The organism is Streptomyces sp. NPDC000983 (genome assembly GCF_040299205.1).
GTDB lineage: Bacteria > Actinomycetota > Actinomycetes > Streptomycetales > Streptomycetaceae > Streptomyces.
Genome location: NZ_JBEPBM010000002.1, coordinates 380,072 through 394,396, shown reverse-complemented (window position 1 = coordinate 394,396; position 14,325 = coordinate 380,072). Strand labels below are relative to the sequence as shown.

Genomic DNA, 14,325 nt, shown 5'->3' with positions numbered 1-14,325 from the left:
CTTGAAAGCACGCACCCCGATCACGGCTGCCCCGCCCCGGCCCCCAGGAGACCCTCCGATGCCCCGACCCCCGGCCCGCGTCCTGACCGTCCCCGCCCTCGCCCTGGGCACCCTGCTGACGGTGACCTCCTGCGGTGCCCTCGGGCCGGAGCCCGCCGCGAAGACCCCGGCGTCCGCCGCCCCCTCGGCCTCCGCGACCGGCGCCGCCCCCTCCCCGGCGTCCGCTCCCGCCCTCACCGAGGCGCAGGCCCAGGCGGCCCTGATCACCGAGGCGGACCTCGGCGAACCCTGGGCGGCGACCCGGGGCGCGGCCACCTGGCGGGACAGCATGCTCAAGGCGACCACCCGCAAGGCCGACTGCCGACGGCTGCTGGACTCCCTCTACGCCGAGCAGTTCTTCGGGCCGGACGCCCGGACCCGCGCCGTGACCGGCCTCGACGACGACTGGGACGGGGCGCAGATCCGGTACCAGGTGGTGGACCACCCGGCGAAGGAGGTGGACCGCACCCTGGCCTGGCTGAAGTCCCTGCCGCGCAAGTGCGCCGAGTTCACGGCGGTGAACGCGACGGGCAGGACGCAGTACGCCAAGGTCTTCGAGATGGAACTCCCCGAGGCGGGGGACGCCCGTCAGGCCCTGCGGATGGGGTTGGCGGTGGCGAACCCCGACGGCGACTGGACGACCCTCACCCTGGACCTCGCGGTCGTCCGGGTCGGCGGGGACGTCATCGTCTTCACCAACGGCGGCCTGGGCGAGGTCCCGGGCGACGCGACCTGGGCGACGGCGGAGGTGGGCGCCCAGCGGCTGGCGGAGGTACGCAGACAGGGACGCGCCCAGGTGTAGGCCGTACGCCCCGGCCCGCCCGGCGGCACGGGCCGCACCGACCGCGATGGCCACGAGGGCCGCACCGACCGCGCCGACCCCGGTGGCCACAGTGGACCCACCGGCGGGAGTGGACCCACCGGCCGCGGTGGCCGTGAGGACCGCAGTGGACCCACCGGCCGCGGTGGCCGCGGTGGCCGCGATCGCTGCCCCGCCGTCCGCAACGCCCCGGCCACGGCCCACGCCCGCGCCCGCGCCGGGAAAGGCGTTGCCGCCGGACACCGGTCCCGGCTAGGTTCGGCCGGGTGACTGCCGGGTCGGCCATGGGCCATGCACGAGCGGGGCTCCCGGCCCGGGCATGAGCCCCGGGCGGGCCAGAGCGCCGCCCCCTTCTCCTGTTCCCGTTCCCAGCGCCCCGCGCGCTTCCCACCGGATCCCGGACCAGGAGACACCTTCCGCATGGCACCCGACAGCGCACCCCGCCCCACACCTCGCCCCACGCCCCGCCCGGCACCCCGAGCCGCCCCCGACCGGCGGCACCCGCCCGCCCCCGCCGGCCCCACCGCCGTCCAGCTGAACCACACCGCCGTCCTCGCCTCCGACCGGCGGCTGTCGGCCGAGTTCATCGCCGCCGTCCTCGGGCTGGCCGTCGGCGCCCCCTTCGGGCCGTTCCTCCCCGTCGACCTGGGCAACGGCGTGACCCTCGACTACTACGAGACGCGGGACGAGCCGATCCAGTCGCAGCACTACGCCTTCCTCGTGCCCGACGAGGAGTTCGACGCCATGACCGCCCGTCTGGAGGCGCTCGGGGTGACCTACTACGCCGACCCCGGCCACACCGACCCCGGCAGGATCAACACCCTGTTCGGCGGCCGGGGCGCCTACTTCGACGACCCCGACGGCCACAACATGGAGATCATGACCCGCCCCTACGCCCGGCCCTGAGCCAGGACGCGGCCGGGGCCCGGCCGGGACGCGCTCACCGCTTCTCGTAGGGGTTGGCCGGCTCGGCGATCCGCTCGACGCCGTCCGCGTCCGCGTCCACGACCGGCGGCCAGGCGGCCTCCGAGCCCGGGCTCCCCTCGGGGTGCCAGGTTCCGGTGACGGTGATCCAGGTGTCGTCGGGCGGGGCGTCCGCGCCCCGGACACGGGCCTTGGCGGTCGCCGCGTCGGCGGCGCAGCAGGCGATCTGCAGCCGGGTGACGTACCAGCCGTCGGCGTCGTGGGTGACGAACCCGGTGAGCCGGACCGTGCGGCCGGTCAGCGACCGCTCGCTGTCGTAGACGGCCCGGGAGGCGAACTCCCCGAGCGTCAGCGTCACCGGGTCGCCCGAGGGCAGCGCCGGAAAGGTGCCGACGCCCTGGGAGGCCCGCGCGGCCGCCTCCCGCTCGGCGCTGTAGGAACCGAGCGGGGGCGGCGGGAACAGCAGCAGCGCGAGCGCGGGAAGGGCGAGCAGCCAGGCGACCCCGTGCCCGTGCCCGTGCCGCCCGGAGTGCCCCTCGTGCCCGCCGTCCTGCGCGTCCGCGTCCTGCGCGTCCGCCTCGTCCTCCTCGCGCCCCGCCCGCAGGCCCAGCGCCACGGACACCGTGCCCAGCGCGACCAGCGCCGCGCCCGACACGACCAGGTAGGGCCGCAGTCCGGCCTGGACGTAGCGCAGGTACAACTCGCCGAACAGGGAGATCCGCAGGATCGCTCCACCGGTGAGCAGCAGCAGGACGGCCGGTCCGTGTCTCCTCACAGCAGCCACCACCCCGTCAGCGCGCTCGCGGTCACCGCGACCACCCAGGTCGCCGCGGAGAACCGCAGGGCGAAGGCCCGCCCGAAGGTGCCGGCCTGGAGGGCGAACAGCTTCAGGTCGACCATCGGCCCGACCACCATGAACGCCAGCCGCGCGGTGGGCGAGAAGCCGCTGAGCGAGGCCGCCACGAAGGCGTCGGCCTCGCTGCACACGCACAGCACCACGGCGAGCAGGGCGAGGAAGAGGACGGCCGCCCAGCCGGGCACGTCCAGCAGCGAGGACGGTACGGCGACGGAGAAGGTGGCCGCGGCGGCGGCGCCCACCACCAGGAAGCCGCCCGCGTGCAGGAAGTCGTGCTGGAGCCCGGCGGCGAAGGCGCGCGGCCCGGAGGCGGCGGCGCCGGCGGGCCGCTCGGGCCGCTCGGGCCGCTTCAGCCACTCGTCGCGGCCGAAGCGCAGCCACAGCCAGCCCATCACGACGGCGGTGGCCAGCGAGGCGAGCAGCCGCCCCAGCACCATCATCGGCTGGCCGGGGAAGGCGACGGAGGTGGCCACCAGCACCACCGGGTTGATCGCGGGCGCGGAGAGCAGGAAGGCGAGCGCCGCCGCCGGTGCCACCCCGCGCCGCATCAGGCTGTCGGCCACCGGCACCGACGCGCACTCGCAGCCCGGCAGGACGGCACCGGCCGCTCCCGCCACGGGCACGGCGACCGCCTGCCGGCGCGGCAGGACCCTCGTGAACACCCGCTCGGGCACGAAGGCGCCGATCGCCGCCGACACCACCGTGCCGAGCAGCAGGAAGGGCACGGCCTGCACGGTGATGGCGGTGAACACCGTCCACCAGGCGGCGACGGGCGGGGTGTACAGGTCGAGGGCGAGCATCGGCCCGAGCACGGCGCCGACCGTGCCGACGGCGAGCAGTGCCGCCCCGCCGACCACGGCGTACACGAGTGCGCGCAGCCCTCCGTAGACCACCGTCCGTTGATTCGCCACGCGCCTTGCCCTGCCTCTGGATCCTGCCTGGATCTCGCCTTCGTACGCCCCGCAGGCTAACCGGGCCGGGTGTGCGCCGGCCCTCAGAGGTCACAGAAGGGGCTGTGCGGGCGCGGGCCCGAGGGTGGTGGTGCCGGGGGCCGTGCGGTGCCCGAGACCCGTCCGGTAGGCGTCGAGCGCCGCCTCCACACGTCCGGTACGGCGCAGCAGGTCACCCAGCATCCGGCACAGGTCGGCCAGGTCACCGGCGGCCCCGGCCCGCTCCAGCAGGCTCAGGGCGCGGACGTAGTGCTCCTCGGCGGCCTCGGTGTCGCGGGCGTCCTCGGCGATGATGCCGAGGAGGCGGTGGGCGGCCGCGGAGTGCAGCGCGCCGCGCTCGGGGCTCAGCTCGCTGAGGACCTCGCGGAGCAGTCCGGCGGCCTCCTCCGACCTGCCGCGCCGGTGCAGCACGTCGGCGAGTTCCACGACGACCTGGCTGGTGTAGAGGGCGGCCCGCTTGGCGGAGAGCATGGCCCGCGCCTCGCGCAGTTCGGCCTCGGCGCGGTCCAGCTCGCCGTTCTGGGCGCAGACGTACCCCCGCATCCAGTGGCAGTGCGCGAGTTCGGTGCGGATCTGCAGGCCCCGGTACAGCTCGGCGGCCTTGGCGAGGGAGGCGTCGGCCTCGGCGGTGCGGCCCTCGGCGAGCAGGGTGCGGGCGACCGAGCGGTGCATCCGGGCCACCAGCGCCGGGTCGCCGGCCTGCGGGGCGAGGGCGAGGGCGAGTTCGGCGGCCTGCGCGGCGCGGGCGTGGGCGCCCAGGTCCATGTACGGGCCGATCGCGCTGGCGTAGAGCAGCAGCAGCGCGTCGGGGTCGTGCAGTCCGCCGCGGTTCAGCTCGTCGAGCGTGGACTCCAGCAGGTAGACCGCGTAACGGAGTTCACCGGCGAGGTAGTGGGCGACGGCCCGCCCGCGCAGGGCCGGGACGCGGGCCGGCAGGGGAGCGGCGGCGAGGGCTTCCTCGGCGTCCTCGAAGTGCCGGCGGGCGGCGTCGAGGTCGCCGGTGTCCAGGCCGCACTCGCCGAGCCCGAGCAGGGCGGCGACCCGTTCCCCGACCAGCGCGTGGGCGTCCGCCTCGGCGAGGACGGCGGCGAAGGACTCGGCGGCCGCCTCGGTGGCGCCGGAGGCGAGGGTGCGCTGGGCGCCGGTGAGCTGGAGCCGCAGTTCGGTGACGAGACGGGCGGAGCGCCCGGTGGCGAGTTCCTCGTAGGCCACGCCGAGCCGTTCGGCGATGTGCCGCAGCGCCTCGTCGGAGGCGCGCACCCGGCCGGCCTCCAGGGTGGAGATGTAGGCGGGGGTGTACGCCGGTTCGGCCAACTGTTTCTGGGTCAGGCCGCGTTCGCCCCGCCACTGCTGCACCCTGCGCCCGATGGTCATCGGATCGTCGCGCTCCGACATGGCCAACTCCCCAGGCGCCTCTTGCCGTTCGACTCCGTCAGCCCCTAGGTTAAACCGGGGATTAAGGCTGATTACAAAAACTGCTTAATACATGACGTCACTACACCGGTTTGCGAGGTCGCCGTGCTCGAACGCACCAGTACGACCGAGCGGTACGTCCGTGGGGCGGCCGCCGCGATAGTGGCGGTGGCCGCGTTGCTCCTGGCCGCGAACGCGGGCCCGGCCCGGGCGGCGGGAACGGCCCACGAGCAGCGGGTCCAGCAGACGGACGCCACCCGGACCGGCCACGGCGCGTCCCCGGTGGCGGACTCCTCCGACGGCTCCCGCGACGTCCCCTCCGACGGCTCCCCGTGGTGACGGCGCCCCTCCGGTGACACCCTGGCGGGTATGACCTCTGCCGCCGCACGCGCCGCGCTGGATCTCACCGCCGACCTGCCCGTACCGGAGCTGGAGGACTTCTACCGCGACCTGCACCGGCACCCGGAGCTGTCCTTCCGGGAACACCGCACGGCGGCCCGGCTCGCGGCGCGGGTGCGCGCGGCCGGGTTCGAGACGGCCGAGGGCGTCGGCGGCACCGGGATCGTCGGCGTGCTGCGCAACGGCGCCGGGCCGACCGTGCTGCTCCGCGCCGACATGGACGCGCTGCCGGTGACCGAGCGGACCGGACTGGCGTACGCCTCGCTGACCGACGGCGTGATGCATGCCTGCGGGCACGACCTGCACGTCACCTGGCTGGCCGGGGCCGCCGCCGCGCTGGCCGCGGGCCGGGACGCCTGGTCGGGGACGCTCGTGGTGGTGGGCCAGCCCGCCGAGGAGTCCGGCGGCGGCGCGGCGGCGATGGTCGCGAACGGCCTGTACGACCGGTTCCCGCGCCCCGACGTGCTGCTCGGCCAGCATGTGGCGCCCGGTCCGGTGGGCGGCATCGCCCATGTGCCGGGGCTGATCATGTCGGCGACGACGGACGTGGAGATCGTGGTGCACGGCCGCGGCGGGCACGGCTCCCGCCCCGAGACGACCGTCGACCCGGTGGTCACGGCCGCGTTCCTGGTGACCCGGTTGCAGACCGTCGTCAGCCGGGAGCTGGCCCCGCGGGAGCAGGCGGTGCTGACGGTCGGCCGGATCGAGGCCGGTACGGCGGCCAACGTCATCCCCGCCACCGCCCGGATCGACCTCAACCTGCGGACGCAGTCGGAGGAGGTCCGGGACCGGATGCTCGCCGCGATCCGGCGGATGGCGGCCGGGGAGTGCCTGGCCGCGGGCTGCCCGCGCGAACCGGAGATCACGCTCGGCGCCGCCTACCCGGTCACCGTCAACGACGCCGAGACCGACCGGCGGGTCTCCGACGTCCACCGGGGCGTGTTCGGCGCCGGCGCCGTCTTCGACCCCGGCCCGGCGATGGGCAGCGAGGACTTCCCGCACCTCGCCGAGGGCAAACTGCCGTACTCCTACTGGTTCGTGACGAGCACTCCGCCCGCGGTCTGGGACGCGGCGCCCGGCGACGACCCGCTCAGCCGCTCCCAGCACGTCCCCAGCAACCACAGCCCGCACTTCGCGCCCGACCCGGCCACCGTGCCGACGGGGGTGCGCACCCTGGTGTCGGGCGCCCTCTCCCAGTTGTCGGTGCCCTGACGCGCGCTACGCGCCGCGGTCGCTGGAGAGGACGCTCGGCGCCAGGGTGTCCAGGCGCCGCCGGACATGGTCCAGCGCGCCCTCCCGGCGGCCGGGCACCCGGGTCCTCAACTCGGCGAGCGCTGGGCCCAGTTCACGGGCCCGCGCCGGATCGGTGACCAGGCCCCACTGGTGGTGGGCGCGGTCCACGGCGGACTCCACCTCCGGGTCCGCCGCCGACTGCCCGGCGGCCAGCCGGGCCGACGCCACCGACAGCCAGCCGCGGCAGCTGCGGACCGCGTCCCCCGCGAACATCGCCAGATCGGCCCGGACCTCGGCCCAGTGCAGCGCCTGCGCCGACCCCGGGCCGTACGTGCGCACGGCGTCCAGCTCATGGCGGGCGGCCAGCGCCTCGGCGTCGGCGTGCCGTCCGGACTGCACGGCCTCGGCGAGCGCCGGGTGCGGGTCGGGGGCGCTCGCCTCGGGCACCCCGAGCACCAGATCCGCGTACCCCTCGCTGCCCACCCGGGCCAGCGCCTGCTGGTGCAACTGGGCGAGCGGGGGCCGCCGTCCGCTGCGCAGGATCGTCGCCACCGCCTTCATGTACGAGGGCGCCGCCACCGTCCGCCGCCCCGGCGGCGGCGCGATCCGGCCGTAGACGGCGCTGGTGCGCCCCGAGTCCAGCGGCGTGCCCCGCAGGTGTTCCCAGGTCTCGGCGTCCGCGTGCAGATCGAGCAGCAGTGCCGTCGTGCCCGGGGCCCGCAGCCGCAGTTCCTCCCGGACCCAGCTCCAGGGCAGCGCCGTGTAGCGCGCCGTCGACGGGGTCGTCCGGGCCAGCGCCAGATGCACCTGCCGCTGTCTGCGGTCGAGTTGGAGCTGGCCGGTGACGAACACGGTGAGCGGGCCGGGGGCGGCCGCCGCGGCCCGCAGCCGGGTCAGCACGGCCTGCGGCTCCAGCGGGTCGGCGAGTTCCACGACGTTCGCCGTGTCGGCGCCCGCCAGCACCGCGGGCGGCACCGCCGCGAGCACGGGGAGCACGGACGCGGCGTCCACCAGACAGCCCCGGCCCGCCGGTGAGGCGGCGATCAGCAGCACGGTTCCGGGCATCGGTCCCTCCCCATCCCCCGTCGATCACGTACGGCAGCACCGTAGCCGGTACGGCCGTGACGAGGGGGATCAGGACCGGCGGCGTACCGCGAACACCGTTGTGTCGTCGGCCAGTACGCCCCCGCAGTGGTGCAGGGTGCCGTCGCGGACCAGGTTGACCAGGCCGCGGGGTTCGCCGGCCCGGGGGTCGGCGGCCACGGCCCGGGTGACCTCGGCGGCCAGGGGGTAGAAGGCGCCGATCCCGTCGCGGGCCTCGGTGACCCCGTCCGTGGTCAGCAGCACCGTCTCCCCGGCGGCGAGCGGCGTACGCCGTACCGGGGGCGGCGCGGTGGTGCCGGTGAGGGCGGCGAGCCCCAGGGGCAGCGCGTCGCCCGGCGGCAGTTGGCGCACCTCGCCGGCGCCGATGACCAGGGGCGGTTCGTGGCCGAAGACGACCGATTCCAGGGTGCCGGGCCGGTGCGCGGGGAAGTTCAGCAGCACCGCGGTGGCGAAGCGGTCGGCGTCCTCGCGGCCGAGGGCGGTGACGTGGGCGACGTGCCGGACCATCCTGCTCTCCAGCCGCTCGGCGACGGTCGCCAGGTCCGCCTCGTGGTAGCCGGCCTCCCGGAAGGTGCCGAGCAGCGCGGCGGCGGCCTCCACCGCGCTCAGCCCCTTGCCCTGGACGTCGCCGACCAGGACACGGGTGCCGTGCGGGCCGGGCTGGATGTCGTAGAAGTCGCCGCCGACCGCCGCCTCGACGTCGGCGGTGAGGTACACGGCGGCGTGGTCCAGGCCGCCCCAGCCGGGTGGCAGCGGCCGCAGCACGGTCCGCCGGATCGTCTCGGCGACGTCCTCCAGGTGCAGCGCGCGCCGCTCCGCCTGCACCCGGACCGCGCAGGCCAGCGTGGCCAGGGTGCCGCCGATCGCGGAGAGCGCGAAGTCGGCGGGTCCGGCCTGGTACTCGTTGGGCAGGACGCTGTCCGCCACGAGATAGGTGAGCGTCGACAGCACCGCGAAGGCGGCCGTGGTCCACACCCCGCAGATCGCGGCGGCGATACCGGGGACGAGGACCAGCCAGGAGATGATCCGGAACTCCCGCGCCGTGTGGTAGTCGATCACCACGATCGCGACGAGCAGCAGCAGCGGCGGCACCCAGGCCGCCCGGCGGCCCCGCACCCGGAGGATCTGCGGGTGCCGGGCGGTGGGCCGGGCGGTGGGCCGGGCGGTGGGCCGGGCGGTGGGCCGGGCGGTGGAGCGGTGCGGGAGCAGCCGGGGCGGGCGACCGCCCACCGGTGTCCGTCCGCGCCCGCTCATGCCGTCAGCGAAGCACGGGCCCGTGCCCCCCGCATCTTCGACTTGCCAGGTCACCCGCCCCGGGTGTGCCCTTGATGACAGGGGAGAAAGCCCGGGAGGGACACCGAGAGGAGTGCTCCGATGGCTCATGCGGCACCCAAACCCGGCCTGATGGCCAGAGGGACGATCACATCCGACATCTTCGACGAGCGCACGCACCGGGCGGCCCGGATCGGCATCCCGGTCGCCCTCGGGCTCGTCTACGGCTACTGGGCCGCGGCCAACCGGCGCGACGGCGGCGAGATCACCGGCTGGAACGTCCTGTTCGGGTTCGTCACCGCGATCGCGTTCGCGGTGCTGTGCATCGCGGTCGCCACGCTGGCCCCGCGGCTCAAGCGGGAACTCCACTCGCTGGTGAAGTCCGCCTTCGCCGGCGCCGCGTTCGGCTTCCTGTACAGCCAGGCGGGCGCGAGCATCCTGAAGTCCGTGATGCTGAGCCTGCTGGTCACGGCGGCGATCTTCGCGGTGTTCTTCTACCGCTACTACACGCACGAGGACGCCGAGGGAAACCCCCTGCCCCGCTATTGAACCGGCACACGCGTGGGCCCCGGCGAGACCGCCGGGGCCCACGCGCTCCCTCACCTATCCCTCACCAGCCGCCCAGCAGGCTCCAACCGCTGGACGACGACCCGGACGCGCTGAAGCTCCATGAGCCCGAAGCGCTCCACGAACCGGACCCGGAGGCGTTCCAGGAACTGCCCTCGAACGGCTCGTCCCAGTTGGTCCAGGACCCGTCCTTCCACTCCGGACAGGGGTCCGCGCACTTGGGCACCCAGTGCCCGTCGGTGTTGACGAAGGCCGCGCTCGCCCATCCCTGGGCGCCCACGAGCCAGTACCAGTACGGGTTTCCGTTGACGCTCTGGCCTCGGACCGCGCAGTCCACGCGGTCCTGACTGCCCGGCGAGAGCCGCGTCACGACGGGCGCGTGACTGGTCGGCGCCTGCCTGACGTTGAGTTTCGTGTGGGAAACGACTGTGCCCCAGACCGGATCGCCGTGGCGCCCGCCTCCGCCGTCTCCGTCGGCGTAGGTCGGCGGTGCTGCCGGGGCGGCCGTCGCACCCGCTGTGGCGGCGATCAGGGAGCCGCCGGTGAGCAGGGCCACGGCCAGGGTCCGCAGGGCCGGAGTGGTGCGCATGAATCGCCTCCTTCTCCCCAGCACCAGGAAACACCCGTTCGGGTGAACCCTCCACCGGAGGGCGCGGATCCCGCTTCCCCCAAGGGGTTCCGGGCCTCGGCCAGACGGCGGCACCCCGCTGGCGGGCCCCGGCGGGTCGGTCTTGCCTGGGAGGGTGTCCACCCGACTGCGGAACGCCCTGTCGGCCGCGCTGATCGCGGCGGCCTGTCTGCTGGTGCCCTTCGGCGCGCTCGCGGCCTGGGCCTCCTACGGGCTGGCCGACACCGGACGGTACGTCACCGCGATGGCGCCGCTGGCCGGGAACCCCGCGGTCCGGGAGGCGGTCGCGGACACCGTCGGCGACGGCATCGTGCGGGAGACCGGCGCCGGGGCACCGCTCAGGCCCTTCGTCCGGGACGCGGTGCGCTCCTTCACCGGCACCGAGGCGTTCCGCGCCGCCTGGGACAGCGGCAACCGGGCCGTCCACGACGCGATCCTCACAGCCGTACGGGAGGGCGGCACCGAGGAGGTGCGGGTCGACCTCGCGCCGGTCGCCGCCGAGGTCAGGGACCGGCTCGCCGCCGACCACGTGCCCTTCGCGCACCGCATCCCCGTCCGGCACACCGAGGTCGCCGTGCTGCCGGCCGGTGAACTGGCCGAGCTGAGACGGGGGTTCCGGGCGCTGGAGGTGGCCGGGTTCTGGCTGCCCGTCACCGCAGCCGGGCTCGCCGTCGCCGGGCTCGCGGTCGCCGCCTGCCGCCGGCGCGCGGTCACCGCGATGTCGCTGGGCACCGCGCTGGGCGGCGCGTTCCTCGGGCTCGCCGTCGCGCTGGGCCGCCGGCTCACCCTCTCCGACCTGCCCGACGACGTGCACCGGCCGGCCGCGGGAGCGGTCTACGACGCCCTCACCGGGACCCTGCGCACGGTCTCCTGGCTGCTGGTCGCCGTCGGCCTCGCGGTGGCCGCGGCCACCTGGCTGCTGACCCGGCGGCAACCTTCGGCGCCGGCCTCCCGTCCTTGAGGGAGGAGTCCTCTCCGTGAACGAAGGGCCGGGAGTTGGGCGGTGCGGCTGAAGGGACGGCGGCCGGGGAACGGCGGCCGGGCGGACGGCGGTTCGGGACCTGGTGCGCGGGGCTGCCGCTGGCCGGCGTGAGCGTGGTCGTCGGCTGCCGTGCCGCCGGCACCGACGCCCTCACCCCCGTACCGCAACTGCTGGCCTTCCTGCCCTGGCTGCTGGTGCCGACCGCCCTCGGCCTCCTCTGCGCCCTGCTCGCCCGCTGGTGGACCGGGCTGGTGTGGGGCGTGCTGGTACTGGGGCTGCTGGCCTGGTTCATCGAACCGTACGGCCGGGCCGGCACCCCGGGCGGGCCCGCACTGGTCTCGCTGCGGGTGCTGGCCGCCAACGTCGAGTTCGGGCACGGCACCGACGCGCTGGTGACCGCGGTCCGCCGGGAGCGCCCGGACCTGGTGTTCGTCTCCGAGTGCGAGTACACCTGCGCGGCCCGCCTCGAGGAGACGGTCGGCGCGGCCTACCCGCACCGCCGGGCCGTACCGGGCGGCGGCTCCACCGGCTCGGTGATCCTCAGCCGGTTCCCGCTGCGCGGCACCGCGGGCGTCCCCGGCACCATGGGCATGCCCGGCGCGGTCGCCGACGTGCGCGGGCACCCGGTACGGCTGCAACTCGCGCACCCGATGCCGCCGTTGCCGGGCCGCGTCGGCGACTGGCGCCGGGAACTGGACGGCCTGCGGGACTTCGCCGCCGCCGACCGGCGGACGCCGACGATCCTCGCCGGGGACTTCAACGCCTCCCAGGACCACGCCGCCTTCCGCCGCCTGCTGGACACCGGCCTGCGGGACGCGGCCCGCCTCACGGGCCAGGACCGCACCCCGACCTGGCCCGCCCGCACCGCACCCCCACTGGGCGCCCAGATCGACCACGTCCTCCTCACCCCGGACTTCTCCGCCCGCGCGGTCCGCTTCCTCGACCTGCGCGCCACCGACCACCGGGCCGTCCTCGCCGACATCACACTCCACCGCACCCGCTGAACCCCGCCGCACCACACCGACCCGCGACCCACACATCAACCACGTCCACCCCACCCCGGCCCTCCCCACCCACACGGCCCGCTTCCTCAACCAGCGCACCACCGACCACCGGGGCGTGCGCTCCGACGTCACCTTGCACCGGACCCGCTGAACCCGGCCGCCCATAATGGGCGCATGCCCCGCGAGTTCCCCATCGGCCTCACCCCGCCCGACTGGCTGGTCCGGAACCTCCGGTCGGAGCCCGCGCCCGTCAACCGGGCCGCCGTCGCCCGGGCCGCCGTCGCGCTGACGGCCCCGCTCGCCGTCGGACTGGCCGTGGGCGAGCCCGAGTACGGGGCACTGGCCTCCATGGGCGCCCTGTCGGGCGTCATCGGGGACACCGCGGACGCCTACCGGATGCGGCTCCTGAACATCGCCGTGCCCCAGCTCTTCGGCGCCGTCGGCATCACGCTCGGCTCCCTGGCGTTCGGCTACGGCTGGGCCGCGGTCGCCGTGGTGACGGGCGTCGCGCTGGTCTCCGGGATGATCTCGACGATCGGCGCGGTGGCCTCCGTATCCGGGCTGCTCCTGCTGCTGAACACGGTGATCGGCGCCGGTCTGCCGATGCCCGGCCCGTGGTGGGCGGCGCCGCTGCTGATGACCGGCGGCGGCCTGCTGGTGCTGCTGCTCGCGCTGCTGGCCTGGCCGCTGCGCGGCGGCGTCCCCGAGCGCACGGCGGTCGCCGACACCTACCGCACCGCCGCCGACCTGTTGGCGGCCACCGGCCGGCCCGGCACCTACGACGACGTCCGCCACACCGTCACCCAGTCCCTGAACCAGTCCTACGACCTGGTCCTCGCCCGGCGCACCCGCCATCACGGCCGCAGCCCCGAACTGACCCGGCTGCTCGCCCAGTTGAACGCCCTCATCCCGGTCGTGGAGGCCGCCCCCGCCGCCCATCTCGACGGCGACCGGCTGCCGCCCGAACTCCCCGAGGCGGTACGGCATCTCGCGCGGGCCGTGGAGACCGGCTTCACCGGCCCCCTCGAACTGCGGCTGCCCGCCCCGATGTCGGAGACCGCGCGGGCCGTCGACCACGCCCTGCGCCACGCCGCCGACGTGGTCGCCGCACCCGACGTGGACCCCCGCGGCATCGACGACCGGCTCGGCCGGCCCGCCGCCCTCGGGGTCCGGGCCGCCCGCGCGGCCCGCAACGTCGCCCTGTCCGCCGCCTCCTGGCGCTACGGGCTGCGGCTGGCCCTGTGCATCGGCGCGGCCCAGGTGCTGGTGTCGACGGTGCCGGTGCCGCGCTCGTACTGGGTGGCACTGACCATCACCTTCGTGATGAAGCCGGACTTCGGTTCGGTGTTCTCCCGCGCGCTGCTGCGCGCGCTGGGCACGGTGGCCGGTCTCGTCGTCGCCGCGGCGGTGCTCTCGCAGGTGCCGCGGGGCTGGTGGGACGTGCCCGTGATGCTGGTGCTGGCGCCGCTGATCCCGGCGCTCACCCCGCGCGGCTACGGCTACCAGACCGCCGCCATCACCCCGGTGATCATGCTGCTGTCCGACACCCTGAACCACCAGGGCACCGGGCTGCTGCTGCCCCGGCTGGTGGACTCGCTGACCGGCTGCGCCATCGCCCTGGTCGCCGGGTACCTGCTGTGGCCGGAGAGCTGGCACACCCGGGTCGGGGACCGGCTCGCGGACGCGGTGGCCGACACCGCGCGCTATGTGGAGGGCGCCTTCGGCAAGGACGCCGTGGACCCGCCCGCCCGGGCCCGGATGCGCCGCCGCCTCTACCGCGACCTCTCCGTCATCCGTACGGAGTTCCAGCGGGCCCTGACCGAGCCGCCGCCCGTCGGACGCCGGGCCGCGGCCTGGTGGCCGCTGGTGGTGGCCGTGGAACGGATCGTGGACGCCACCACCGCGGCCCGGGTACGGATCAAGCACGGGGCGCCGCCGCCCTCGCAGGGGGAGATCGCACAGGCCGCCCGTCAGCTCAGGGAGCTGGCGGACGGCCTGCGGAAGGTGGACGTGCTGTACGCGGTGCGCACCGACCTCACCGGGCCGGCGGGCAGCGTCCTGGAGCCGCTGCGCCAGGAGGTGGCGGCGGCCAGGGCGATCGCCTCCCCCACCGCACCGCGCTGAACGCCACCGG

14 protein-coding genes are annotated in these 14,325 nt (G+C 75.6%); 8 read left to right on the top strand and 6 right to left on the bottom strand.

Annotated elements, in window-relative coordinates:
* Nucleotides 1–58: 58 nt before the first annotated feature.
* On the top strand, nucleotides 59–841 hold the full coding sequence (locus tag ABT296_RS03795) for a hypothetical protein (protein WP_351922806.1): 783 nt from the start codon (nucleotides 59–61) through the stop codon (nucleotides 839–841).
* 438 nt (nucleotides 842–1,279) lie between these two features.
* Entirely contained in the window at nucleotides 1,280–1,765 is a 486-nt protein-coding gene (locus ABT296_RS03790; protein WP_351922804.1) for a VOC family protein, read from the top strand.
* A 34-nt stretch (nucleotides 1,766–1,799) separates the two neighbouring features.
* On the opposite strand, the gene ABT296_RS03785 is transcribed toward ABT296_RS03790, so the two are convergent.
* From ABT296_RS03785 to ABT296_RS03775, 3 genes are all read right to left on the bottom strand, one after another.
* A complete protein-coding gene (locus ABT296_RS03785) occupies nucleotides 1,800–2,558 on the bottom strand; it encodes a TIGR03943 family putative permease subunit (RefSeq protein WP_351922802.1) in 759 nt (252 codons plus the stop codon).
* Entirely contained in the window at nucleotides 2,555–3,550 is a 996-nt protein-coding gene (locus ABT296_RS03780; RefSeq protein ID WP_351922800.1) for a permease, read from the bottom strand. Before ABT296_RS03780 ends, ABT296_RS03785 begins: the two co-directional genes overlap by 4 nt.
* Before the next feature lie 90 nt (nucleotides 3,551–3,640).
* Nucleotides 3,641–4,984: a helix-turn-helix domain-containing protein gene (locus ABT296_RS03775; RefSeq protein WP_351922798.1), complete on the bottom strand. Its 1,344-nt coding sequence runs from the start codon at nucleotides 4,982–4,984 to the stop codon at nucleotides 3,641–3,643.
* A gap of 123 nt (nucleotides 4,985–5,107) precedes the next feature.
* Here ABT296_RS03775 and ABT296_RS03770 point away from each other — a divergent pair, with 123 nt between their 5' ends.
* Nucleotides 5,108–5,341 (top strand): hypothetical protein, encoded by a 234-nt coding sequence (locus ABT296_RS03770; protein ID WP_351922910.1) that lies wholly within the window; start codon nucleotides 5,108–5,110, stop codon nucleotides 5,339–5,341.
* 30 nt (nucleotides 5,342–5,371) lie between these two features.
* Nucleotides 5,372–6,613, top strand: coding sequence for an amidohydrolase (locus ABT296_RS03765; protein WP_351922796.1), 1,242 nt, complete (start codon nucleotides 5,372–5,374; stop codon nucleotides 6,611–6,613).
* A 6-nt stretch (nucleotides 6,614–6,619) separates the two neighbouring features.
* Here the strand turns inward: ABT296_RS03765 and ABT296_RS03760 are convergent, their stop codons facing one another.
* Together ABT296_RS03760 and ABT296_RS03755 are read right to left on the bottom strand one after the other, a co-directional pair.
* The gene (locus ABT296_RS03760; RefSeq protein WP_351922794.1) at nucleotides 6,620–7,699 is read right to left on the bottom strand and encodes a hypothetical protein; all 1,080 of its coding nucleotides are present in this window, start codon (nucleotides 7,697–7,699) and stop codon (nucleotides 6,620–6,622) included.
* A gap of 69 nt (nucleotides 7,700–7,768) precedes the next feature.
* Nucleotides 7,769–8,992: a PP2C family protein-serine/threonine phosphatase gene (locus ABT296_RS03755; RefSeq protein WP_351922792.1), complete on the bottom strand. Its 1,224-nt coding sequence runs from the start codon at nucleotides 8,990–8,992 to the stop codon at nucleotides 7,769–7,771.
* Between the two features lie 120 nt (nucleotides 8,993–9,112).
* On the opposite strand from ABT296_RS03755, the gene ABT296_RS03750 reads away from it, so the two are divergent.
* Nucleotides 9,113–9,559, top strand: a complete 447-nt coding sequence (locus ABT296_RS03750) for a hypothetical protein (RefSeq protein ID WP_351922790.1) — start codon at nucleotides 9,113–9,115, stop codon at nucleotides 9,557–9,559.
* A 61-nt stretch (nucleotides 9,560–9,620) separates the two neighbouring features.
* Here ABT296_RS03750 and ABT296_RS03745 read toward each other — a convergent pair whose 3' ends face one another.
* The gene (locus ABT296_RS03745; RefSeq protein WP_351922788.1) at nucleotides 9,621–10,166 is read right to left on the bottom strand and encodes an SH3 domain-containing protein; all 546 of its coding nucleotides are present in this window, start codon (nucleotides 10,164–10,166) and stop codon (nucleotides 9,621–9,623) included.
* 154 nt (nucleotides 10,167–10,320) lie between these two features.
* On the opposite strand from ABT296_RS03745, the gene ABT296_RS03740 reads away from it, so the two are divergent.
* The 3 genes from ABT296_RS03740 (at nucleotide 10,321) to ABT296_RS03730 (ending at nucleotide 14,315) form a co-directional block, all read left to right on the top strand.
* Complete coding sequence (locus ABT296_RS03740; RefSeq protein WP_351922786.1) at nucleotides 10,321–11,166, top strand: hypothetical protein; 846 nt, start codon at nucleotides 10,321–10,323, stop codon at nucleotides 11,164–11,166.
* Nucleotides 11,167–11,201: 35 nt separating this feature from the next.
* On the top strand, nucleotides 11,202–12,191 hold the full coding sequence (locus ABT296_RS03735; RefSeq protein ID WP_351922784.1) for an endonuclease/exonuclease/phosphatase family protein: 990 nt from the start codon (nucleotides 11,202–11,204) through the stop codon (nucleotides 12,189–12,191).
* Nucleotides 12,192–12,365: 174 nt separating this feature from the next.
* On the top strand, nucleotides 12,366–14,315 hold the full coding sequence (locus ABT296_RS03730; RefSeq protein ID WP_351922782.1) for an FUSC family protein: 1,950 nt from the start codon (nucleotides 12,366–12,368) through the stop codon (nucleotides 14,313–14,315).
* Nucleotides 14,316–14,325 lie beyond the last annotated feature (10 nt).

Coding starts and splice junctions, on each gene's coding strand:
- ABT296_RS03795 (WP_351922806.1), top strand. CDS start 59: ATGCCCCGACCCCCGGCCCGCGTCCTGACCGTCCCCGCCCTCGCCCTG.
- ABT296_RS03790 (WP_351922804.1), top strand. CDS start 1,280: ATGGCACCCGACAGCGCACCCCGCCCCACACCTCGCCCCACGCCCCGC.
- ABT296_RS03775 (WP_351922798.1), bottom strand. CDS start 4,984: ATGTCGGAGCGCGACGATCCGATGACCATCGGGCGCAGGGTGCAGCAG.
- ABT296_RS03765 (WP_351922796.1), top strand. CDS start 5,372: ATGACCTCTGCCGCCGCACGCGCCGCGCTGGATCTCACCGCCGACCTG.
- ABT296_RS03760 (WP_351922794.1), bottom strand. CDS start 7,699: ATGCCCGGAACCGTGCTGCTGATCGCCGCCTCACCGGCGGGCCGGGGC.
- ABT296_RS03755 (WP_351922792.1), bottom strand. CDS start 8,992: ATGAGCGGGCGCGGACGGACACCGGTGGGCGGTCGCCCGCCCCGGCTG.
- ABT296_RS03750 (WP_351922790.1), top strand. CDS start 9,113: ATGGCTCATGCGGCACCCAAACCCGGCCTGATGGCCAGAGGGACGATC.
- ABT296_RS03745 (WP_351922788.1), bottom strand. CDS start 10,166: ATGCGCACCACTCCGGCCCTGCGGACCCTGGCCGTGGCCCTGCTCACC.
- ABT296_RS03730 (WP_351922782.1), top strand. CDS start 12,366: ATGCCCCGCGAGTTCCCCATCGGCCTCACCCCGCCCGACTGGCTGGTC.